Genomic DNA, 22,208 nt, shown 5'->3' on the forward strand with positions numbered 1-22,208 from the left:
GGCGCCGCCGGATCTCAGACGGCAGGGAACTCAGCGGCCCGCGTCCTGCGCCAATCTGTCGCGCAAGCTTTTCGGTCGTATATCGGGCCAGTTCTGCTCGATGTATTCCAGACACGCGGCCCGGTCCGAGAGGCCGTACACCACGCGCCAGCCGGCCGGCACGTCGGCGAATTCCGGCCAAAGGCTGTGCTGCTCCTCGTCGTTGACGAGTACGAAGAAGCGACCATTGTCGTCGTCGAATGGGTTGGCACTCACTCGTACTCCTAACCGCCGAGCGGGAACAAATCATGGGCAGAACCGACAGCGACGTCAACATAGCACCAGCAACCTTTGATTCGGGGCCAGACGGAGCGGCGATATTCAGCTCGGGCCGGCTGGGTTTCCGGGCGCGTCATCGGTGTCCACCTCCGAGTACTCAGGACCGGGCCAGTCCGGTCAATTGCGCGTCGGATGGCCCGCTACCGATCCCAAGATCCGCAACCATCGGACACCACATACGATGCGCACCAACGCTTGCCACAAGTTCACGAAGTTCTTGCGGAATTCTTGCGCTCAAATTCACTGACGATCAGCCGTTTTGGGAGCCTTCGACACCGCGGCTGTGACGCATCGTCACGTGCCTGCCCGGTGCGGTTGGCCGGGCATTTTTCGGTGCGGTGTAACAGCGGGCACCGGCGGAGGTAGCGTTCGACCCGTGCAGGTCGACGCGATGACTATGGTGATCGAGAACCGCGACTTCCTGATGGACCTTCTGCAGGCCGAAGCCGGCAAAGCACGGTGGGCGGCCCAGGAGGAAATCGTCGACCTGATGGCGAACGCGAACTACTACGTGCGCGTCACCGCCAAGCTGCTCAAGCCGCAGAACGTACAGTCGCTGCTGCCCGCGATCGGCAAAACCACGGTCTGCTTCCCGCTACCGTTAACGCAGATCGGCGATACCGCCAGACGTACCGAGGCCGCCGGCTTCTCCGGCCTGCTGTTCACCGAAACCGGCCGCACCGCCTATCTGAACGCCGCCGTGGCCTCCCAGGCGGCTCCCGGCCTCGAGTTGTCGACCGGCGTCGCCGTTGCGTTTCCGCGCAGCCCGTTCGTTACCGCGGCAACAGCATGGGAACTGCAGGAAGCGACCAACGGCAACTTCCGTCTCGGTCTCGGCACCCAGGTTCGCACGCACGTGGTCCGGCGATACGGGATGGCATTCGAACGACCGGGGCCCCGCCTGCGCGACTATGTGCGCGCCGTCAAAGCCTGCTTCAGCGCGTTCCGCACCGGAAAACTCGATCATCATGGCGAGTTCTACGACCTCGACTTCATCACGCCGCAGTGGAGCGCCGGCCCCATCGACGCCCCCGATCCCAAGGTCGACGTCGCTGCAGTCAATCCCTGGATGCTGCGGATGGCGGGCGAAGTGGCCGACGGGGTACACGTCCATCCGCTCGGCGAACCCGGCTATCTCAGCCGCCACGTCACACCCAACGTCGCCGCGGGGGCCCGCAAGGCAGGACGCGACACATCCGAGGTTTCGGTGATCGTGCCGGTCATGACGATCGTCGGCGACACCGACGAAGAGCGCGACCGGGAGCGTGAAATGGCGCGAGCGAGCATCAGCTTCTACGCAAGCACGCCCAACTACTCCTTCATCCTGGACGAGGCCGGGTTCGAGGGCACCACGGCCCGGATCCGGGAAAAGCAGAAGGCCGGCGACTTCAAGGGGATGGCAGCCCAGATCACCGATGACCACCTCACGGTATTTGCCACCGAGTCGACCTGGGACGGGTTGGCGCACGCCCTCGTCGACAAGTACGAAGGCACCGCCACCCGACTCGTCCTCTACAACGCCCTGAGCGACCCCGACCGATTCGAGCGGTATGGAGAAGTCGCACAACGGCTTTCCGGTGGCCGCGCCTGAAAGCAGAACGCCGGGCCACTGACGCAGAACACTCCCGCTGTCCAGACCGATAGGCTGAGGTCACAGATGCGCGTGTTCTTTGGAGGGTAGCGATATGCCTGCACCGTCAGCCGAGGTTTTCGACCGCTTGCGTCAGCTTGCCGCGATCAAGGACATCGACGCACGTCCAACCAAGACGATCGACGAGGTCTTCACCGGCAAACCACTGACCACGATCCCGGTTGCCACGGCCGACGATGTCGCCGCCGCCTTCGCCCAGGCACGTGCGGCGCAGTTCGAATGGGCCAGGCGGCCCGTCACCGAGCGCATCGACATCATCCGGCGGTATCGAGACCTCGCCAAGGTGATCGCCGGCGGCAAGGCTCGGCCCGACGTCGGTCCCCTGTTCTACGAGCCGACCGTGCTCACCGACGTGACGCCGGAGATGGAGTGCGCGGCCAACGAGACCTTCGGACCGCTGGTTTCGATCTACCCGGTCGCAGACGTCGATGAGGCCGTGGAGAAGGCCAACGACACCGAATACGGCCTCAACGCGAGCGTGTGGGCGCGCACGCCGGCCGAAGGCCAGCAGATCGCCGCCCGGTTGCGTTCGGGAACGGTGAACGTCGACGAGGGTTATGCCTTTGCCTGGGGCAGCCTCAGCGCACCCATGGGCGGGATGGGCCAGTCGGGTGTCGGCCGGCGCCACGGTCCCGAGGGCCTGTTGAAGTACACCGAGTCGCAGACGATCGCCACTGCGCGGGTGTTCAATCTCGATCCACCCTTCGGCCTTCCGTCAACCCTGTGGCAGAAGTCGCTGCTGCCCATCGTGCGCACGGTGATGAAGCTGCCCGGGCGGAACTGAACGAGAAAACTGCAGACAACCCGCGCGAAGACTGCCACACAGGCCCCACACGACACTAGAGTGCTGTGGGTGGGCAAAGACGCCGAAGCGAAGGGCTGGGGCCGCTGGCTGGCCATCGCGGCCTCGCTGGTGCTCGCCGGTGGGATGATCTATGCCCAGGACACCACGCACACCATTCCCTGCTGCCCCGACAGCCCCTCGGCCGCGGCAGCAGCTCCGCCAAGCCAGACGGCCGCGCCGGCGGTCGCCGCGCCGCAAATGGCCAGTGCCGCGGAGGTGGCGATGCTGGCCGGCAACGCGCCGGTGATGGCGCAGGATTTCCAGATGGCGTTACCCGCCGGCATCGCCCCCGAGGGCGGCCTGCAGGTCAAGACCATCTGGGCAAGCATCACCTTGCCGAAAGAGTGGGCCAGCGGCAGCCACAGGAAGTTGAGATCCTCAGGGCCAAGCACATTCAGCGCGTCGATGGCCGCGGCGGTGTAGGTCCAGGCCTCGTGTGTCAACCGGACGCCTTTCGGCCGTCCGGTCGTCCCGGAGGTGTAGATGAGGCTGGCCAGCCGGTTCGGTCCGACCTCCGCGATCCGCGCGTCGACGACGTCGGGGGACCGGGCGAGCAGTTGCCGGCCCCGACGCTCGAGTTCGTCCAGCGTCAGGACCCAGTCGCCGTCACCGTCGCCATCGATGATCACGACGTTGGCCACAGCGGGTAGCGCACTTCGATGTTCGAGCAGTTTGTCGACCTGCGCCTGGTTTTCGGCGACTACCACGCGGCTTCCCGAGTTGGCGACGATATAGGCGACATCGGTGGCATTCGTCGTCGGGTACACGGTGGTCGTCGCGGCTCCTGCACACATCACCGCGAAATCGACGAGTACCCACTCATAGCGGGTCGAGGACGCGAGCGCGACCCGATCTTCCGGGGCGATTCCCAACGCGATCAGTCCGGCCGCGATGTTCTGCACTCGCTCGCCGACCTGTTGCCATGTCACGCTCTCCCAGCCGCTGCCGCGTGGGTACCGGAAAGCTTCGGCATGCGGGGTCGCCGCGACGCGGCTGCGGAACAAGTGCGCCACCGAGGGGGCGCGCTGCTCGATCTTGCTGAGGTCCGGCCTCTCCAGTGAGGCTAGCGGTGTGTTCATGGCGCTCATCCGTGCTTTCCGAGCCGAATACCGTCTATCGACGCTACGACGACGGCATCCGGGACGCGAGTGACTTAAGTCCCTTCCGGCCTGGTCATCTGGCCTCACTCAGACATCACCCAGGCTGGCGCTGCCGCTGCAGATCGGATTTCCCACCGCCATCGACGGAAGGGTCGAACGGATCGTCGACAATCTCGCCGCCGTGCGCCCCACCGTCATGGGCGCGGCGCCACGCATCTTCGAAAAGGCGCATGCCCGCATCGTCAATATGGTCGGTGAGCAGGGCGGGTTGAAGAAGAGGATCTTCGACTGGGCCATTACGGTCGGCTTGAAGGTTTCCGAGACCCGGCAAGCAGGCCGCAAACCGTCCTGGGCATCCTCGGTGGCTTACCGGGTCGCGGACCGCTTGGTGTTCTCCACGATTCGCGAGCGTTTCGGCGGACGGGTGCGATTCTTCGTCTCCGCCGCCGCGAAACTGGACCGCAACGTCGCCCAGTGGTTCGACGCCGTCGGCATCGTGGTGCTCGAGGGTTACGGGCTGACGGAGACGGCGGCGGCCTCATTCATCAACCGGCCCAACGCTTACCGGTTCGGAACTGTCGGGTGGCCTTTCCCGGCGACGGAGGTGAAGATCGCCGAGGACGGCGAGATCCTGCTCCGTGGGCCCGGCGTGATGACGTCGTACCACGATCTACCGGACGCGACCGCCGAGGCACTGGACGACGAGCGCTGGTTTCACACCGGCGACATCGGCGAGATCGACCCCGACGGATTCTTGCGGATCACCGACCGCAAGAAGGACATGTTCAAAACCTCCCAGGGCAAATACGTGGCACCCTCAGCGATCGAAGTGCGATTCAAGGGCCTCTGCCCCTATGCCGGCGAACTCATCGTGATCGGGGAAGCCAAGCCGTACTGCGTGGCACTGGTGACCCTGGATGGTGAAGCCATCACGGAATGGGCCCAAAAGCACGGTCTGTCCGGTAGGTCCTTGGCGGAGATCGCGCGCGACGGGCAGACCCGCGAGCTGATCGCGGGTTACATCGACACGCTGAACTCGGAGCTGAATCGCTGGGAGCAGATCAAGAAGTTCGCCATCCTGGACCGCGAACTGTCGATCGAAGCGGGCGACCTCACACCGAGCATGAAACTTCGCCGCAAGGTGGTCATCGACAAGTGCACAGATCGCCTCGCCGAACTCTATGAGCCGGTCACGGCAGGGACTTAAGACCCCGATCGGAGGGCTTACGACTCTGCCACCGCCGGTTCGCCTTTCATACCGTTGCGGGCGAACACATGCTCAGCCGCACTAACAGAAGGGGATCTCATGCTCTCAGAACACCTGCGGTGGCTGACGAAAATAGCGGGTCCGTTTGCGTCGGTCTATTTCGACGACTCCCACGATGCCGCCGACGCGGCCGGCCAGCTCGAGGCCAAGTGGCGCGACATCCGCGGGCAGGTCGAGGATCTGGGCGCCAGCACGGGCGTACTCGAGAGGCTCGAGGAGGCGATCCTGCACCACCAGCCTGCGGTGGGACGACGCGGCCGTGCGGTGATCGTCACCCGCGCCAAGGTGCTGATCAACGAGCAGTTGATCAGCCCGCCCCAGTCCACTGTCATCCGGTTGTCCGACTACCCGTACGTGCTGCCACTGATCGCGCACGAAATGCGGCGACCGACATACGTATTCGCCGCGGTCGACCACACCGGTGCGGATGTGACCCTGTACAAGCGGCGGACCACCAGTTCGACCACTGTTGAGGGCAGCGGCTACCCGGTGCACAAGCCGGCGACCGCTGGCTGGAACGGTTACGGCGACATGCAGCACACCACCGAGGAAGCCATCCGGATGAACTGCCGCGCAATCGCCGATCACCTGATTCATCTGGTCGACGAAGCGGACCCCGAAGTGGTGTTCCTCAGCGGGGAGGTGCGTTCCCGAGCCGATGTGATGGCCGAACTCCCGAAGCGGGTGACGCAGCGGGTGGCGCAACTACACGCCGAAGGGCACCGTGGCGACGTCAACTACGCCGAGATATATCGGCTCACCACACCGGAGTTCGCTCGGCGCCACGACCTGGAGATGGCGGACATCGCGGAGCGGCTCGAGGCCGAAATCGGCCGTGGCTCAGGTTTGGCGGCCGACGGCCTCGCCGCGGTCTGTGCGGCGCTGCGCGAAGGCGATGTCGAGACGCTCATCGTCGGTGAGATGGGCGACGCGACCGTCGTCACCGGTGCAGCGCTGACCGCAGTGGCGCCCGACGCTGACGTGCTCTCCGACTTCGGCGAACCGGTAGGCCGCATTGCGCGGGCCGACGAGGCGCTGCCCTTCAGCGCTATCGCCGTGGGGGCGAAACTGGTTCGGGCGGAGGGTCGGATCACACCCACCGACGGTGTCGCCGCGCTTTTGCGTTACGCGGCGAACGACCGACTTGCCAGCACCTCCGACTCGCGACCGTGACATTCACGACCCCGGCGCCGCCGCTGCCCAAGAGGGGAACTTCGTCGCTGAGCGAAGTGACTTGTGGCCATGTCGCGCTACGGCAGAACGATTGACACTCGACTCATGAGCGAGTTCAAGAAGCCACCGCTGCGTGACGAGGAAATTGTGGTAGCCGTCAGGCGGGTTTCGGTGGCGGGTCATCTGACCATTCCCCAGCAACCCAAGGGTGTGGTGGTATTCGCGCACGGCAGCGGGAGCAGCAGGCACAGCCCCCGCAACCAGTACGTCGCGCGGGTTCTCAACGATGCGGGTTTCGCGACGGTGCTTTTCGACCTGCTGACACCGGATGAGGAACGTGACCGCGCCAACGTCTTCGATATCCCGCTGCTGGCTTCCCGCCTCGTCGACATCACCGGCTGGCTTGCCGCCCAGCCCGACACCGCGGCGCTGCCCGTCGGCTACTTCGGCGCGAGTACCGGCGCGGGCGCGGCGCTGGCCGCTGCCGCCAATCCCGGGGTCAAGGTGGCGGCTGTCGTGTCTCGCGGCGGCCGGCCCGACCTGGCGGGCGAGGCGTTACGCCACGTCCACTCACCCACCCTGTTGATCGTCGGTGGGCGCGACGAGATGGTCCTGGAACTCAACCGCCGAGCGCGTGCGGCCATGCCTGCCGAGTGCAAAATCGCCGTGGTGCCCGGCGCCACCCATCTGTTCGAGGAACCCGGCACCCTCGAGCAAGTGGCGATGCTGGCACGTGGGTGGTTCACCAACCACCTCAACCGACCGGAAAGCTAAGCCGAAAGCTCTGTCACACGGCTGATTTCGGCGACGGCCAGCGCGACTACCTCGGGGATGGCCCGCTCGACCGGCTGGCTCAATCCGAGACCATGACCGGTGTCGGCGACGTCGACGGCAAATATCTGTAGCTCCTCCGGTACCCGACCCATTGCGTGGCCGAGCGCGTAAGCGCCGCCGATATCGATGCGGTGCGAGCTCAGCCGATTCGGGGAACTGAGCACGTCATCGAGGTTGCAGCAATGGATACGGCCCGCCATCGGAACGCGCGTGACCGCCGCGTCGACGATGACGGCCAGTCGCGCGCCCGACCAAAAGTCAAGCAGTGTCAGCGGATCCACGATGCCGGTCACCACTTCGACGCCGGGCAGCGCCAATTCGTCGAGTGCCCGGGCGGCGGCGATGCCGACCCCGTCGTCGCGCCGGTACCGATTTCCGAGGCCGATCACGGCGACTCGGGCGCTCACGTGCGCCGGACCGTCAGCGTCAGGAAGTGGGTCGAGCAGGAGATGCAGGGGTCGTAGTTGCGGATCACCCTCTCACACAGCGCGGTGAGTGCAGCGTCCTCCAGGTCGAGGTTCTCGGAGATCACCCGGCTGAGGTCGGCTTCGATAGCCGCCTGGTTCTGCGAGGTCGGCGGGATGATGGTCGCCGCGGATACCTGCCCGTCCGCGGTGATGTGGTACCGGTGGTAGAGCAGGCCCCGGGGTGCTTCGCTGACCCCGTGCCCGATTCCGGCGCGGGCCGCCACTTCGACGAACGGCCGCGGCGGGCGCTCATACTCGTCGATGATCCGCAACGCCTCCTCGATCGCGTAGACCACCTCTACAGCACGAACGATAATGCTGCGGAACGGGTTTCGGCACTGACCCGCCATTCCGGCCCGACGGGCCGCCTGGGCCGCTACCGGTGACAGGGCCCCCGAGTTCAACGAATACCGGGCCAGCGGTCCGGTCAGGTAGCGACCGCCATCCAGCGTCGCGTGCAGCGCCGTGGAATGCGGCACTTGCGACTCGACGACGTGCTGCATGAAATCGGCCACCGCAAAAGGCCGACCGGGACTGCGCGCGATGGTCCCGTTCTCGATCGCGTAGCGACCGGAAGCGGTGAGCGCCAACATCTCATGGTCCAGTTCGAGATCGGGGAACTCGAATCCGGATACCCATTCCACGGTGGCCAGTGCGTGGTCCATCGCGGTGCGCAATTCCTGCGCGATGGGATTGAGCTCGAAACGGGTTGGCACCGAATAGAACCCACCGAGTCGCAGGTTGATCGGATGGATGGCCCTGCCACCGACGAACTCCATCAGGCGGTTACCCGCCTTTTTCAGCGCCAGTCCGCGTTCTACCACGTCGCGGTGGTCGCGGGCCATGCTGACGATGTCGGGATAGCCCAGGAAGTCCGGGGCGTGCAGCAGGTAGATGTGCAGGACGTGGCTGTGGATCCATTCGCCGCAGTACAGTAGCCGGCGCAGAGCGACGATCTCGTCGTCGATCTCGGCCCCGCAGGCATCTTCGATGGCGTTGCAGGCGCTGAGCTGATACGCCACCGGGCAGATGCCGCAGATCCGCGCGGTCAGGTCCGGCGGTTCGCTGTGCGCGCGTCCCCGCAGGAACGCTTCGAAAAACCTTGGCGGCTCGTAGATATTGAGCTCGACGGATTCCAGTGCGCCGTCTTTGAGCGTGACGTTGAGCGCCCCTTCCCCTTCGACGCGGGTGAGTGTTCCGACCCGCAGGGTGCGGTCCGAGGACGTCACTGCTCGCTCCGTTCCGCTGCGAATCGTGCCACGTTGAACGTGGAGAACACCCGCTCGACATCGGTCTCCGACATTCCGTCATGACGCAGCAGCGGAATCAGCGTCGCGGTTTTCGGTGCGGCAGAGGGACCGAAGCACCCGAAACATCCGCGGTGGTGCCGAGGGCACAGCGCCCCGCAACCGGCGTGCGTGACGGGGCCCAGGCACGGTATGCCGTCGGCCACCATGACGCAGGTGACGCCGCGCAGTTTGCACTCCGTGCACACCGTCTTCGCCGGCAACCGCGGCTTGCGTCCGACCAGCAGGGCCGCCAGCGTGTCAAGGAGCTGACCGCGGTCGATGGGGCAGCCTTGCAGCTGATAGTCGACCTTGACATGGGCTGAGGCCGGCGTGGAAGTCGCCAGCGTGTCAATGTATTCCGGTTTGGCGTAGACGACCGACGCGAACTCGGTGACGTCGGCGAAGTTGCGCAGGGCCTGGACTCCCCCGGAGGTGGCACACGCGCCGATGGTGACCAATACCTTTGACTGGTCGCGAATCTCACGGATGCGACGTTCGTCGTGCGGGGTGGTGATCGAGCCCTCGACCAGCGAGACATCGTAGGGCCCCGCGGTCGTCGCGCTGGATGCCTCGGCGAAGTTGGCGATCTCGACCTGGTCGGCCAGGGTCAGCAGTTCGTCCTCGCAGTCCAGCAGGGTCAGCTGACAGCCGTCGCAGGACGCGAACTTCCACACCGCCAGTTTGACTCGGCTCATCTACAGCTCCTTCACCTGCATCAGCGGGCCGGCCACGTCGTAACCGACGACCGGCCCGTCGCGGCACAGCAGCAGCGGGCCGAGCTGACAGTGGCCGCACCAGCCGACTCCGCATTGCATATTTCGCTCCAGAGACACCCGAATATCCCGCGCGGCTACACCTTTGGACATCAGCTCCGCCGCACCGAATCGCATCATCGGCTCCGGCCCGCACAAAAAGGCACTGGTGCGCTCGGCATTCAGAGTGAGGCGGCGCAAGGGTTCGGTGACCAGCCCGACTTCCCCTTCCCAACCCTGGGTCGCCGCGTCGGCGATCAGATGCAACTCGATTCGCGGATCATCGGCCCACGTCTTCAGCTGGTCGACGAAGACGAAATCGGCCGGCGAGCGGGCACCAACGACGAGCATCACCTTGCCGTAGCGCTCGCGGTGCGCCAGCGCACCCAGGATCGCCGGCCGCAACGGGCACAGCCCCACGCCGCCGGCGACCATCACCAGATCGCGGCCCTCGGCATCGGCCAGCCCCCAGCTGGTGCCGAACGGACCCCGAACCCCGACCAAGGTTCCCGGCTGGGCGTCGTGCAGGGCACGACTGACCGCACCCACCGCTCGCACCGTATGGGTGATGGATCCGTCCTTGACGGTCGGGTCGCCACTGATCGAGATCGCCGCTTCGCCGACACCGAATGCGTAGAGCATCATGAACTCTCCGGGCTCGGGCGATCGCACCGCCCGGTCGACCGGCTCGAGGCACAAAGTCGCCGAATCCGGGCTTTCCACCACACGACTACGGACCCGGTACGGCAGGGGGTCCATCGCTGAGACGTGCGGCGTCGTGGTCCAGTCACTCATCGCCGGCCATCTTGTTCATCTCGGCGGTGATGTCGATCCCCGTGGGGCACCAGGCGATGCAGCGCCCGCAGCCGACGCAACCGGACATACCGAACTGGTCGTGCCAGGTACCCAACTTGTGCGTCAACCAGTGCCGGTAGCGCGAGGCGCCCGATTGACGGACGCTGCCCCCGCCGTGAATGAAGGTGAAGTCGAATTCGAAGCAGGACGCCCACTCCCGCCAGCGTTCTGCGTGATCGCCGGTGAGGTCGGTGACGTCTTCGGTGCTGGTGCAGAAACAGGTGGGGCACACCATGGTGCAATTGCCACAGGTCAGGCAGCGGCCGGCCACCTCTTCCCACTGCGGCGACTCGCGCGCGTCGAGCAGCAGGTTGCGCAGGTCTCCCTCCGGCATCTGGCGACCCATTCGGTGCGCGGCATTTGCGACTTCCTCTCGGGCGCAACTGCTTTCGCTCTCTGTCGCCGCCCGGTGCGGCACCGCCGCCAATATCTCGGCGCCCTCCGGAGTCCCGACGTCGACGACATATGATGCCGCACCGACTCCGTCGGTGCGCTCGGTCAGAGCCAGGTCGTATCCGGGCCCCGCCGCCGGCCCGGTGCCCATCGACGCGCAGAAGCACAGCCCGCCGGGCTCCGTGCAATTGACCGCGACCACGAAGATCTGCCGCCGCCGGGTGACGAAGGCGTTGTCCGGATACGCGCCGGCGCCCAGCACGCGGTCGAGCGTCGCGATGGCGGCGAGGTCACAGCCTCGCACTCCCAGAAACGCATAGCGCGGCGTCTCCTCGGGTTCCTCCACCACACTGCCGTCACGAGCGCCGGCCCAGATCCGTTGCCGGGGCGGGTGCAGGAACTGTTTCCACGACTGTGGTCCCGCTGAATGGCCGAACGCTGCCTGGTCGTCACGTCGGCGCACTCGGTAGTGCCCCGGGCTCACCTCGACACCCCAACCGTGTGGCAGGTCGCTCGCCGAACTCAATTCGGCCAGCACGATGGCGTTGTCGCGCAAGGTCGGGCCGATGACCCGGAATCCGCGGGCAGTCAGCACGTCGACAAGACCGTGCAAACCCGCGGTGTCCAGGAGTCCAGTGCCGACGTCTCCCCCGTCTCCGGTCATCAACCCATCATCCGTCCACTTCGGCGGGGGCTGTCAACCGTCGACAGCCGTTATTCACGACCACTTACCGGGCGTCCGCAGCAGCCAACCACTCCACCGTGTCCGACAGCGCGCGCCGGGGCGTCGCCGGTAAGGGGTCCGCGTTGATGGGGGCCCATCCGACGCGGAACAGCATCTGGGGATAGTTGTTGTTGCCGAACACATCCGCACGTACGGCGGCGCGCGTTTCCTCGATCTCCAGCGGTTCGGTGACCGGACAACTCGCCAGCCCCATTGCCGTCGCGGTCAGCAGCACAACGCTGCTGGCCTCGCCGGCACGCAACCGGGCCAGTCGGTCGTCATTGCGGGTGCCGAGCGCCAGGATCACGCCGTTGTCGTCTTCTGCGTGGACGTCGGGCGGCATGGCCAGTGCGGCGCCTGCGAAACGACGGCCGGATATCCTCGCGGCCGGGTCCGGCGCCGGCGCGTTACGGGCGGGGACTCCCGAGTTAGACGCGTGCCGGCCGCTCCAGGCGGTCAGTTCCGCCAGGTAAGCGGGATCGGCCGCGTGTTGTGACATCGACTGCAGTACAAAGGTATTCAGCATTTCCATCGATTCGACCCGGTGCAGCGCAGCCCCCAAGCGGGCCGCCCGCGCAGCCATCAGCGCCACGTCACCTACGGGAACCGGCCAGAAGCTGTAGTGCCGCCGGTCCGTTCGCCGCCGCGGCATCGCGGCGGCCAGCACAATGTCGCGCTGATCAGGCACCTGCGGAATCACTTCGATCGCGGCCAGATGGCTGGGATCGGCCGGGTTGGGCAGCCGGGACACCTTGGCCTGCCACCCGACGGCCGCCAGCGCGGTGACGCAATGATTCAGCGCGGCACCGCAACTGAGGATCAAGTCGCGCCCGTCCGGATCGGTGTGGGGCAGTTGACGGCTGGTGTCGGAGTAGAGATGGAGGCTGGACGTGTGCACCCGCCAGCGCCACGGCTGGGTGTTGTGTACCGACGGCGCCCGAGACGCCAGCGTGAGAACTGTCCGGATTGTGCCTTCATCCGGGAAGCGTGCGCTCATCCCTTGCGTTCCTTTCCACCTATGTCCTGTATCCACAAAAGCGTGACGAACCCCGCCGGGACGAGGGCACGGCGTCCTCATTCGACGGGACTTTGTGCCTTTACTGCTCAAGCGGCCGCGGCAATGGTGACCTCTACGGACAGGTGCTCACCGACGGCATAGACCGCCGCCCAGTCGCCCGCCTGCGCCGCCCGCGCCAGGTCGTCTACCAGCGGGCTTTCCACGCCCAGCTCGGCGAGCCACCCTGAGACCGTCGGCGCGATCTGGTGACCCGGCACGTCGACCGTGCGTCCGTCATGAAGCCGGTCGGTGACGTGGTACAGGCTCACCGGCGATATCGCCGGCCGGTTGAGCCACCCCAGGGTCAAGTGGTCGGTGGCCAATAACCAGAATTTCGTCATTGCGGCCTCCTCGATCAGCCTTGGGTCAATCTGACCAGGAGCGCACCGCGGCATATAGGGCCCAACGGAACCGGTCCGCAGTGCTTCGGTCGCCGCGTGAGCGTGCCGAAGTCCCAGGCGCGCGGGCCCTTGGTCACGGATGCCCGGGAGTCGAATGTCCTTAGCTCGGCACGCCGTGTCGCCGCGCCGCCAGCCGGCCCGCGATCGACGTGCCGCCGATAGTGATCAGGGCACCGAGAATCAGGGCTGCGGCCTCGCCCCCCGCGAACAGGTGGCGCTCCGTTCCGATCGTCGCTGCCGCGACCGGTACACCGAGTTGTGCCCCGGAGAGCACGGCGAGTGTCAGCGGCTGGCCGAGGAATCTGGCAGCGCAATGCGCTATCAGCGCGCCTGCCCCGAGGCCCACTCCCAGGAGGACGAACCTGGGATTCGCGATCAGCTCGCGCACTTGCAGGGACGCGCCCAGCCATACGAAGAACAACGGACTGAAGAACCCTTCGGTGATGCCGAACAATTGGCGCGCCAGCCGGCGTGGCTCGCCGACGGCGGCGACCGCCAGGCCGAGGGCGAAGCCTGACAACATGATCGAGACCCGGGTGGCGACGGCGACCGACGCCAGCGCGAAGAGCAGCAGCAGGCTGGTCCGCAATTCCAGTGCGAGCCGGTCCTTTTTGGAGTGGACGTGCACACGGCGCAACAGCCCCCGGCGGTCGAACTCGCGCAATAGTACGAAGATCGCCACGGCACAGCCGGCGATCGACAGTGCACTCAGTGCCGCGATCAGCGCCCGATCCGGCTCAATCGCCAACGGCAACAGAAGAATGCACGCACAGTCGGCGACCGCGATCTGCGCGGACACCAGAACAACGGCAGACGCCCTGGACTTCAGGGACTGGATTATCGGCAATGCCAGCGCCGCTGACGACGACGCCATCAACACCGCGTACAGCGCACCGTGACCATTGTGAAACTCGAAGGCGAGGAGCAATCCCAGCGCCGTCGCGACGGCAGCCACCAAGCCGGCGCGTGCGCCGGCCAACGGCAATGCGGCGCGCAATTGCAGGCCGCGGACCGGAATCTGGGTCCCGACGACGAACATCACCAGCGCGAAGCCGATATTGGCGAGAAACTGCAATGTCGCGTTGCCCACGTCGATGATTCCGAATCCCGAGTTGCCGACCGCGAGTCCGGCGAGCAATTCACCGATGACCACCGGGATCCGCAGCCGGGGAACGGCGGCCAACAACGGACCGGCAAAACCGATGGCGGTCACCAGCGCCAGCGTCGAGAAGCCGAAACCCTGCACGTCATCCGACCTTCGACTCGACCCGCATCAAGATATTTTGCACGGGTCCGGGGTCGGCATGGCGTTGGGCGGCCAGGTGAGTCAAACGGTGGTCCGATGAACGGGTTTGCCCGATACCGTCCTTCTTCCCCTTGGCATTTGGCTGGTGGCACGCCGTCAGGCACCGAGGCAGGCAACCCTCCGCCAGCTGTCATCTCGCTCAATCGGCTTGCTGGGCCTGGCCGTTGGGATCATCGGCGGCATTTACGGAATCGGTGGAGGGTCACTGCTCAGCCCGGTTCTGATTGCCCGCGGTCTGCCCGTCGCAACGGTCGCACCGGCCGCGCTGACCTCGACACTGGTCACTTCCGTCGTCGGCGCGGCCACCTACACCGTTCTGGCCACCACTGCGCACGGCTTGGACATCGCACCCGATTGGTGCGTCGGGATCGTGGCCGGAGCAGGCGGCCTGATCGGTGGCTATGTGGGCGCCGCCATCGCGCCGCGCGTGCCCGAAGGCGCATTGCGGGCAACCCTGGGGGCACTCGCGGTGATCACCGCCGTCGTCTACGCGTGGCAGGCACTGATCTGAGCGACTCAGCTGACGGTGAAATCAAGGGCCATAATCCGATCGACCGGTGTAGCGTACAGCCCTGACTTGTCGGCCGAGTTTTCGATAGCGGCCGGTCTAGTACGGAGGTGCCCATGCACGCCGAGTTGTCCGAACCGGCGCCCTCCCACACGTCCACCGCTGAATCCGCGGCGTCGGATTACATCGACGGTATGGAACGCCTGTTGCGGGCGGTTCAGGAGTTGTCCCTGGCCCGCAGCCTCGGCGATATCCAGCGCATCGTCCGGACCTCGGCACGGGAGCTGACCGGCTGCGACGGCGCGACATTTGTGTTGCGCGACAACGACAAGTGCTACTACGCCGACGAGGAAGCGATAGCGCCGCTGTGGAAGGGCAACCGCTTCCCCATCGAGGCCTGCATCAGCGGCTGGGCCATGCTGAACCGGGATGCCGCGGTGATCCCCGACATCTATGTCGATTCGCGCATTCCGCAGGGCATTTACCGGCCGACCTTCGTCAGGAGCCTGGTGATGGTGCCGATCCGCCGGCTCGACCCGATCGGCGCCATCGGCAACTATTGGGCGCACCAGCACCAGCCTTCCGATCAGGAAGTGCGCCTGCTGCAAGCCTTGGCCGATTCGACCTCGATCGCCATGGAAAATGTGCAGGTTTCCGGCGAACTGGAACAACGGGTACGCGACCGCACCGCCGAACTGGAGAAGGCCAACGAGGAAATCCGCCGGCTTTCGGTCACTGACGAACTCACCGGGCTGAACAACCGCCGCGGTTTTTACCTGCTCGCGGACCAGGCGCTGCGGGCCGCGCGGCGTCATCGCCGCAACTGTGTGCTCGCCTTTCTCGATCTCGACGGACTCAAGCGGGTCAACGACGAACTCGGCCACGATGTCGGCGACATGCTCATCACCGATGTGGCCCGGGTGCTGCGCACCACGCTGCGCGAGTCGGACATCATCGCGCGCATCGGCGGGGACGAGTTCCTGGTCCTGACCACCGAGAACGAGGGCGATCCGGTACGGCTGAAAGAACGCTTGGTCGAGGCGTTCCAAAGGTTCAATCAAACAGGCGAGCGGCCTTATCGGCTGTCGGCCAGCATCGGGCTGGTGCAGGCGCCCGCCGCCGACACCGCATCGGTCGACGAATTGTTGGCCCGCGCTGACGAACTGATGTACGCCGAAAAGAAGGCAAGCATCAAGGCACGCCTGGCGGGATTGATCGGACCGGATGCCACGTCTGCGCTGATGCCGGAGCTGAGCCGGCGCAGTTAGGTTCGGCCGGGTCCGGATGGAATGCGCGCAATGGCGAATATCCGGTGACGACGATCAGTACGATCAGCCAATGGTCAAAATCTTGTTCGCGGCGCTGGTAGCGGTCGGCTCCTTCGCGCTGGCACCCGCGCCGGCCGCGCACGCCGACGTGTGCGGCGACGTGGGAGGTCGGCACGTCTCGGTGGGCGGGTGCACAGACCCCGCGGCGAGGGTGGCGACGGCCAGCGACGTCGAGGCCGCCAGCCAGGCCGCAAACGGCCAGCCGCCGTGCTACACCGCCGAGGGCGTGCCGTATTACACGCCCAACGGCGACCCCTGCTAATCGACAGCGGGAGATCTCACGCCGTCGATCTTGCAAGGGTCGGGCCACCGGCGGGTACGCACGCAGTCAGCACGCCGGTGGCGCAGCCACCGCGCAAACAACTAGCCCGCGAACCGTGTGTTCTGTTTGTTGAAGAAGTCCGCCCACGACATGACGTCGGGGTGCTCTTTGAGCAGGGCCCGGCGACGCCGCTCGGTGAGGCCGCCCCACACGCCGTACTCAACCTTGTTGTCGAGCGCGTCCGCGCCGCATTCCCGCTTCACCGGACAATTCCGACAAATGGTCGCGGCCTTCCGCTGCGCTGCGCCCTTCACAAAGAGTTCGTCGGGATCGGTGTCGCGGCACAGAGCGTTTCTGACCCAGGCACGATCTTCGGCGGTCATTGCGCGCGGATTGCTGTTGGTAACCGCCAAGCCCAATTGCCGAGTGGCCGTTCGCATTTCTGACAACAATTTATGCCCTTCCTACTCGCCGCAGTGTGCATCCGCCAACCGAGAAACCGTCTCGATATTTCGAGCTCCCCGAATTCTTCGTCAGGACGGCCGGCTGCTCTGACAGCAAATTAATGCCGGCCGGCCGCGTGCACATCGTGACCGGCCGCCAATGCCACAAAGCCTGGTTGTGCGGACGCCACAAAACGGTGCCGTCACCTCCGACCGCCCGTCTGTCGATCACGTTTTGGTCTATCGCGATCGGTGCGGCAATCGTTAACACCGAGCAGAACGGGGTCGTCTACAACGACGGGCTGCAGGACATTTTGATCTGGACGTCAAATGTTCCCGGCTCCGCGGCGCCTGGCGAGGTGCCGACCTCCAGCCCGGCACCGGGTGCGCCTCCAGCCCCGGCGTCGTAAACATCTCCGCACACGCCTCCCTGGGTCGCGCCGCCTCGTGACTCAGGGAGGTCTTTTTCCTGAAAGCTTCTCAAGCCACGGCTATCAGGGCAGCTCATCGTCCAAGTTGGCGAGAAAATCGGGCAACCGGCCGGCGCCGAAGTCGTAGAACCGTGCCCACACCGGCTCGATGGAGATTCGCACCATCCGCTTATACGTCGAGCGCACATTGCGCTCGAACTCGGCGAGTTGGATTCCGTCCATCTGCCTTCGCGCCGCCGCGAGGTACTCCTCGGTGACCCCCTCGACCGTTGTCAGCGTGGCGAGCCCGCGCACCAACAGGGCCTTCGCCTCTGCAGGCGTGGAGCCGCTGTCTATCGTCAGCGCGACCTGCGGGCGCGATGCGAGTGCGCGGGCCTTCGGCGCGGTGGATGCCGTTGAGACGATGATGCGGTCACCGGTCCAGGAGAACCCGACGGGAATCACTCGCGGGAAACCATCGTGGCCGTTGTAAGCGAGGCGAGCCATCGACCCCGCAAGCAACTTCTGGGCACCGGGATGGCCGAGTTCGCGGGCCGCCTCAGGATTGTTCAGCACACCGGCAGACATACCCGGTCAAGGACAAACCGCACGTGGACTGCATCCTCCTCAACCGCGCTGGAGAAGCCCGGTCCTGGTCGAAGGGGTGGTCTCAATCGTTTTCTGTCGTCACCGGGTTGGGGGTCACCGGATTCGTGACAGCAGGAAGGTGCCCCGGCCACGCCGGCAGCTCCGCATTCGGCTCCGAAATCGGCGATACCTCCAGCGGTACGCATTTCTTCGGTGTGAGCCCGTTTTTCCACGCACCGGGTGGATTCGGCGCGGCCGACAACGAGCCGTCCGGGCAGCGGAATGAGCACGAGCCCTCGACCGCACCCAGCGGAGTGATGACTTGGGCGGTGAGGAAGAAGATATTGACGCCACCGACGCCTTGAACGGCACCGCCCCCGTACTCGCAGTGCCAGCGACTTCCGTTTTCCTCGATTGGGAAGTCACACCAGTAGTGGTATGCGCCCATCTCCATGCCGGAGCCCCCTACCCCCGGATAGTCACACAAACCGGGGCCGGGTACGTTTCCGCCGATATCCGCCTGGGCCACTGGGACGCTCATACTGAGCCACGCAGTTGCCGCGATGCCGAAAATGGCGAATTTCTTCACTCATTCACCTCTTCAAACGAGAACCGCCGCGTGATGGGCAACTGCGTTTGCAAGCAAATTGACCATGACGCCCTTTGCCACACGTCTCACAGTCTCTCGCCTGAAAACTCATCCCGTTGCCATAACTGGGAATAATCCCTGATGACAGTGCCCGGCCTTCGGTTTGTGCGTGCAGATTTCCCGTCGCGGCCGAATTGTCGAGCGGAAAATACTGGCATGAGAGCGGTTTGGCGGGGGGTGCGGCGGACGGTCCGGGCGCGGCCTGCCATAGCGTCGAAGATCGGCAGTGGCCGCTGTCGCGGTGAAGCTGCGACGATGTACAACAGCCCCCGATGGTCCGCGGAGCCCGCCGCGCCGTCACGTCATGACAGAGAGAATCGCGTCAATGCCCGCCGAACCCTCACATCCACCAGCCGCGGCACCCAAGCGGCCGCGGGTCCACGTCACGCCCGAGGAGCTGGAGAGATTCGGCGACGAGGAGCAGGTGCGCGCGGCGTGGGACGAGAGTCGGCTCCGTGACGAGCAGCCGCCGCATCACCGTTAGCCATACCGTTTCACTGCAAAGTGCGCTGGTAGCGGCGCATGCCGGCAATCCACCGCTCGTAATCGGCGCCCTTCTGCCGGTACATGGCCAACACCTCCGGGTGCGGCAGTACCAGAAATGTCCGGTCGGCAATGGCCTGAACCACGAGCCCTGCCACCGTCTCCGGGGTGACCACCGCCCCGGCACTGGTGACGGCGGCGCCGGCCATCCGCATCTCCGCGTCCGGCGATTCGGACATGCCGCGCAGCATGGGGGTGTCCACACCCATGGGGCACACGCAGCTGACACCTATTCCCTGGTCGCCATATCTGATGGCCAACCATTCGGCGAAGCCGACGGCGGCGTGCTTGGTGACGCTGTAGGGCGCCGCACCGAGCTGGGTCAGCAGGCCGGCGGCCGAGGCGACGGCCACGAAATGTCCCGCTCCACGCTCAAGCCATTGCGGCACAACGGCTTTGGCCGCCCGGATGTGGGCGCGCAGGTTGATGTCGATGATCCGGTCCCAGGCGGCTTCGTCGTCGCCGAGGCCGAGTTGGCCGTTGATGCCGGCATTGGCAACGTAAATGTCCACCGGCCCGAAGGCACGGCGTGCGGTGTCGAGCAGGGTTTCGATGCCGTCCGTGCTCGCGGCGTCGGCGGCTGTCCCCACGCCCCCGATCAGCGCCGCGGTCTCCGCCGCGGAATCCGCGTCGATGTCGCCTGCCACCACCGAGGCACCGGCCGCCGCCAGTGCCGCCGCAGTGGCCCTGCCAATGCCCGAACCCGCTCCGGTGACAACCGCCACCGATCCGTCGATCTTCACGGGCCCATGTCTACCGCATCGGTTGGGCACGAGGCGCTGCCGGCTGCCGGAACGGACGCGTGCCGTTCAGGTGCTTCCTGGGATGGGCCGGATCAGAATCCGCTGAAGCAGTCCTGACCGTTCTGCGACGAGGCGGGGATGGTCGCGTTCGTGGTCGAGAACGTCGCTTCCAGGCCGGTGTCGGTGACCTTGACGGTGTCGGCGTGGATGCCCAACGGATAATTCTGGGTCGCTTTGGACGTCAGACTGTCCAGGTTCTCCTGCACCGTGTTCGTCGACATCTTCGTGCCCAGGGCGGTCAGGTTGACGACCTGCAGCGACAGTCCGTTTTTCACGATCTGCGGCTTGACGGTGACGCTGTCGAGCATCCCCTTCAATTCGATGGTTCCTTCGCCGGGATTGGTGGTGACCTTGCTGGTCACGAAGCTGCCCAGCACCGGGACGGCGTCTTGGACCGACTGCTTGATGCCGTCCGATGACCAGGTGATGGTGCCGTTCACTGCGCCGATGGTGCCCTTCGAGCCGCCGGCGTCGCTCAGTCGCAGGTCCTTGATGTCGATGCTGACCTTCATGCCCTTGGCGCTGCGCACCTGGTTGCCGGCGGTCTGCACGGAGATGTCCGGGTAGGTGCTGCTGATGTACTGCCACAGCATCGGTGGCATGGCGGCGAACGACACCGTGGCGCTGTCCTCCACCTCACAAGCCACGGCGCTCGCCACCTTGTTCCCGGCCAGGTGCCGAACGAGCAACTCGGCCCCGACCACGAGGGCCAGGACGACGGCCAGCACGATGGCCAGAATCAGAGGTTTCTTCGGCCGTCGGCGTGGTGTTTTCGCCGGCGCGCTCTCGGGCGGCGGTTGGGTGGGCAGGCGGGTCGTGGCCTGTTCCGGCGGACCGGACTGTTCCTGTGCGGGTGGGCGGGCCGGCGGAAACGGCGGCCCGGCGGCCGGCGGGCGGCCCGGCTGGGGAGGCTCTGGACGACGGGGTGGCTGCGGTGGGTTCTGCCGCGGTGGCGGCGGGTAGGGCCGACCGCCCTGCGGGATCCGCTGAGTCGGTGATCCCGACGGAGGTGGTGGCGGGGGCGCCGGCCGCCTGCCGGGTCCGGGCTCGGTGGGACGGTTCCATTCCGGCGGGTTCCCGCGGGGTGGCCCTTGCGGCGTTGTCACCACAACCATGGTGCCCTAACAAGCTGAATGTGTCTGCGGCGGAGCCTTGCCGATCAGCCCTTTGTGGACACCGAGACGTAGTCGACAAGCATCGGCTGTCCCGAAAGGGTGGCGCTGGTCGGGCCGCCTCCGAATGCGTCCGGGAAGCCTCCGCCCATCGCCACGTTCAGGATGACGAAGAACCCGTGGTGGGTGGCGTTGTTCCAGGCGGTGGCGGGGACCTGGTTGGAGTTGACGGTGAAGTAATTGTTGCCGTCGAGGTACCACCGCAACTGTTCGACGCTCGTACTGCGGTCCAGCTCGATGGCGTAGGTGTGGAAGCTGGTTTGCGCGCCCGTCACCGGTCGTTCGCCGGAACCGATTCCGGTGAACTCGTTGAACGGCCCGCCGGGAGCGGTGCCGCCGTGCACCGTGCCGAACACCGAACTGCGCCCGTTGATGCTTTCCATGATGTCCAGCTCGCCGATGCTGGGCCAGTTGCTGGCACCGACGGGCCGTGCCGCGTCACCAAGGGCCCAGAACGCCGGCCAGTAGCCGGGCCCGTTGGTGGTGTTGACATTGGGCTGCTGAATCGACGCCTCGATGCGCAGCACTCCGCCGGAAGGCGCCGCGAAGTCGGTGCGTTGCGTCTCGATCCGGCCCGACGTCCAGTTGCCGGCGGCGTCCCTGATCGGCTTGATCGCCAGGTGGCCGTTGCCGTCGAGGTAGACGTTGTTGGTGCTGTTGGTCATCGACTCGATCTCGCCGGTGCCCCAGTTTGTTGCTCCGCCGGGATAGCCGTGGCCCAGATCGTAGAGCCAGTTCGCGGTGTTGACGGGTGAGCCCGCGGAGCCCGTGAAGTCGTCTCGCCAGATCGTGGTGAATCCGCCACCGCCCCCACCGCTTCCGCTGGCGCCCGTGCCGCCTGTGGCACCCGTGGCCCCTGTTTGGCCGGCAGTGCCGAACAATCCGGCCGCACCGCCGGCCCCACCGAGGCCACCGGTGCCGCCGGGTCCACCGGCGACCGCCACGCCCGCGGCATTGACCGGGCCCCAACCGCGAGCGCCGGCTGGTGATGAAGGTGTCCACGGCGGCGAAAGCGCTCGGCGAGCGCTGGGAAGAAGTGCGGCGGTAGCACGCCAAAAATACGGCGGTTCC

22 protein-coding genes and 4 pseudogenes are annotated in these 22,208 nt (G+C 66.0%); 10 read left to right on the top strand and 16 right to left on the bottom strand.

What is annotated here, in order from left to right:
* Window positions 1-30 precede the first annotated feature (30 nt).
* Window positions 31-255: an MbtH family protein gene (locus QXH22_RS28835; protein WP_306240625.1), complete on the bottom strand. Its 225-nt coding sequence runs from the start codon at window positions 253-255 to the stop codon at window positions 31-33.
* Between the two features lie 460 nt (window positions 256-715).
* Between QXH22_RS28835 and QXH22_RS28840 the strand changes: the two are divergent.
* The 3 genes and pseudogenes from QXH22_RS28840 to QXH22_RS28850 form a co-directional block, all read left to right on the top strand.
* A pseudogene (locus QXH22_RS28840) lies at window positions 716-910 on the top strand (succinic semialdehyde dehydrogenase); the annotation flags it as partial.
* An 18-nt stretch (window positions 911-928) separates the two neighbouring features.
* Window positions 929-1,909, top strand: coding sequence for a TIGR03617 family F420-dependent LLM class oxidoreductase (locus tag QXH22_RS28845; RefSeq protein WP_306277747.1), 981 nt, complete (start codon window positions 929-931; stop codon window positions 1,907-1,909).
* A gap of 94 nt (window positions 1,910-2,003) precedes the next feature.
* Window positions 2,004-2,753, top strand: a complete 750-nt coding sequence (locus QXH22_RS28850; RefSeq protein WP_306277698.1) for an aldehyde dehydrogenase family protein — start codon at window positions 2,004-2,006, stop codon at window positions 2,751-2,753.
* A 380-nt stretch (window positions 2,754-3,133) separates the two neighbouring features.
* Here the strand turns inward: QXH22_RS28850 and QXH22_RS28855 are convergent.
* Window positions 3,134-3,892 (bottom strand): annotated as a pseudogene (locus tag QXH22_RS28855) (AMP-binding protein); the annotation flags it as partial.
* Between the two features lie 124 nt (window positions 3,893-4,016).
* Here QXH22_RS28855 and QXH22_RS28860 point away from each other — a divergent pair.
* The 3 genes and pseudogenes from QXH22_RS28860 to QXH22_RS28870 all read left to right on the top strand — a co-directional run.
* Window positions 4,017-5,120, top strand: a pseudogene (locus QXH22_RS28860) (long-chain fatty acid--CoA ligase); the annotation flags it as partial.
* A 99-nt stretch (window positions 5,121-5,219) separates the two neighbouring features.
* Complete coding sequence (locus tag QXH22_RS28865; protein ID WP_306277699.1) at window positions 5,220-6,353, top strand: hypothetical protein; 1,134 nt, start codon at window positions 5,220-5,222, stop codon at window positions 6,351-6,353.
* 123 nt (window positions 6,354-6,476) lie between these two features.
* A pseudogene (locus tag QXH22_RS28870) lies at window positions 6,477-7,127 on the top strand (dienelactone hydrolase family protein); the annotation flags it as partial.
* On the opposite strand, the gene QXH22_RS28875 reads toward QXH22_RS28870, so the two are convergent.
* From QXH22_RS28875 to QXH22_RS28910, 8 genes are all read right to left on the bottom strand, one after another.
* Window positions 7,124-7,594: a hydrogenase maturation protease gene (locus QXH22_RS28875; RefSeq protein WP_306277700.1), complete on the bottom strand. Its 471-nt coding sequence runs from the start codon at window positions 7,592-7,594 to the stop codon at window positions 7,124-7,126. The pseudogene QXH22_RS28870 and the gene QXH22_RS28875 overlap by 4 nt on opposite strands.
* On the bottom strand, window positions 7,591-8,883 hold the full coding sequence (locus QXH22_RS28880) for a Ni/Fe hydrogenase subunit alpha (protein WP_306277701.1): 1,293 nt from the start codon (window positions 8,881-8,883) through the stop codon (window positions 7,591-7,593). The genes QXH22_RS28875 and QXH22_RS28880 overlap by 4 nt, the downstream gene beginning before the upstream one ends.
* Window positions 8,880-9,638: an oxidoreductase gene (locus QXH22_RS28885; protein WP_306240653.1), complete on the bottom strand. Its 759-nt coding sequence runs from the start codon at window positions 9,636-9,638 to the stop codon at window positions 8,880-8,882. Before QXH22_RS28885 ends, QXH22_RS28880 begins: the two co-directional genes overlap by 4 nt.
* On the bottom strand, window positions 9,639-10,490 hold the full coding sequence (locus tag QXH22_RS28890; protein ID WP_306277702.1) for an FAD/NAD(P)-binding protein: 852 nt from the start codon (window positions 10,488-10,490) through the stop codon (window positions 9,639-9,641).
* Window positions 10,483-11,607 carry a 4Fe-4S dicluster domain-containing protein gene (locus QXH22_RS28895; RefSeq protein ID WP_306277703.1) on the bottom strand — a complete coding sequence of 375 codons (1,125 nt, stop codon included), beginning with the start codon at window positions 11,605-11,607 and terminating at the stop codon, window positions 10,483-10,485. The genes QXH22_RS28890 and QXH22_RS28895 overlap by 8 nt, the downstream gene beginning before the upstream one ends.
* 64 nt (window positions 11,608-11,671) lie before the next feature.
* Window positions 11,672-12,664: an NAD(P)H nitroreductase gene (locus QXH22_RS28900; protein ID WP_306277704.1), complete on the bottom strand. Its 993-nt coding sequence runs from the start codon at window positions 12,662-12,664 to the stop codon at window positions 11,672-11,674.
* 107 nt (window positions 12,665-12,771) lie between these two features.
* Window positions 12,772-13,065 (bottom strand): hypothetical protein, encoded by a 294-nt coding sequence (locus tag QXH22_RS28905; protein WP_306240657.1) that lies wholly within the window; start codon window positions 13,063-13,065, stop codon window positions 12,772-12,774.
* A gap of 160 nt (window positions 13,066-13,225) precedes the next feature.
* Entirely contained in the window at window positions 13,226-14,371 is a 1,146-nt protein-coding gene (locus tag QXH22_RS28910) for a cation:proton antiporter (protein WP_306277705.1), read from the bottom strand.
* A gap of 106 nt (window positions 14,372-14,477) precedes the next feature.
* Here QXH22_RS28910 and QXH22_RS28915 point away from each other — a divergent pair, with 106 nt between their 5' ends.
* The 3 genes from QXH22_RS28915 (at window position 14,478) to QXH22_RS28925 (ending at window position 16,529) form a co-directional block, all read left to right on the top strand.
* Window positions 14,478-14,942 carry a TSUP family transporter gene (locus QXH22_RS28915; protein WP_306240659.1) on the top strand — a complete coding sequence of 155 codons (465 nt, stop codon included), beginning with the start codon at window positions 14,478-14,480 and terminating at the stop codon, window positions 14,940-14,942.
* A gap of 113 nt (window positions 14,943-15,055) precedes the next feature.
* Window positions 15,056-16,207 carry a sensor domain-containing diguanylate cyclase gene (locus tag QXH22_RS28920; RefSeq protein ID WP_306240660.1) on the top strand — a complete coding sequence of 384 codons (1,152 nt, stop codon included), beginning with the start codon at window positions 15,056-15,058 and terminating at the stop codon, window positions 16,205-16,207.
* Window positions 16,208-16,277: 70 nt separating this feature from the next.
* Window positions 16,278-16,529: a hypothetical protein gene (locus QXH22_RS28925; RefSeq protein ID WP_306240661.1), complete on the top strand. Its 252-nt coding sequence runs from the start codon at window positions 16,278-16,280 to the stop codon at window positions 16,527-16,529.
* A 101-nt stretch (window positions 16,530-16,630) separates the two neighbouring features.
* Here QXH22_RS28925 and QXH22_RS28930 read toward each other — a convergent pair whose 3' ends face one another.
* The 3 genes from QXH22_RS28930 to QXH22_RS28940 all read right to left on the bottom strand — a co-directional run bounded on the left by QXH22_RS28930 (window position 16,631) and on the right by QXH22_RS28940 (window position 18,559).
* Window positions 16,631-16,978, bottom strand: coding sequence for a WhiB family transcriptional regulator (locus QXH22_RS28930; protein WP_371934350.1), 348 nt, complete (start codon window positions 16,976-16,978; stop codon window positions 16,631-16,633).
* Window positions 16,979-17,466: 488 nt separating this feature from the next.
* On the bottom strand, window positions 17,467-17,955 hold the full coding sequence (locus QXH22_RS28935; RefSeq protein ID WP_306277748.1) for a pyridoxamine 5'-phosphate oxidase family protein: 489 nt from the start codon (window positions 17,953-17,955) through the stop codon (window positions 17,467-17,469).
* Window positions 17,956-18,052: 97 nt separating this feature from the next.
* Window positions 18,053-18,559: a hypothetical protein gene (locus QXH22_RS28940; protein WP_306240662.1), complete on the bottom strand. Its 507-nt coding sequence runs from the start codon at window positions 18,557-18,559 to the stop codon at window positions 18,053-18,055.
* A gap of 385 nt (window positions 18,560-18,944) precedes the next feature.
* On the opposite strand from QXH22_RS28940, the gene QXH22_RS28945 reads away from it, so the two are divergent.
* Window positions 18,945-19,103 (top strand): hypothetical protein, encoded by a 159-nt coding sequence (locus QXH22_RS28945; RefSeq protein WP_306240663.1) that lies wholly within the window; start codon window positions 18,945-18,947, stop codon window positions 19,101-19,103.
* Between the two features lie 10 nt (window positions 19,104-19,113).
* On the opposite strand, the gene QXH22_RS28950 is transcribed toward QXH22_RS28945, so the two are convergent.
* The 3 genes from QXH22_RS28950 to QXH22_RS28960 form a co-directional block, all read right to left on the bottom strand.
* A complete protein-coding gene (locus QXH22_RS28950; protein ID WP_306240664.1) occupies window positions 19,114-19,905 on the bottom strand; it encodes an SDR family oxidoreductase in 792 nt (263 codons plus the stop codon).
* A gap of 92 nt (window positions 19,906-19,997) precedes the next feature.
* Window positions 19,998-21,071: a DUF2993 domain-containing protein gene (locus tag QXH22_RS28955; protein ID WP_306277706.1), complete on the bottom strand. Its 1,074-nt coding sequence runs from the start codon at window positions 21,069-21,071 to the stop codon at window positions 19,998-20,000.
* 53 nt (window positions 21,072-21,124) lie between these two features.
* Entirely contained in the window at window positions 21,125-22,081 is a 957-nt protein-coding gene (locus QXH22_RS28960; protein WP_306240666.1) for a glycoside hydrolase family 16 protein, read from the bottom strand.
* Between the last annotated feature and the right edge of the window lie 127 nt (window positions 22,082-22,208).

This window comes from Mycobacterium sp. TY814 (assembly GCF_030755175.1).
In the GTDB taxonomy this organism is placed as follows: Bacteria; Actinomycetota; Actinomycetes; order Mycobacteriales; family Mycobacteriaceae; genus Mycobacterium.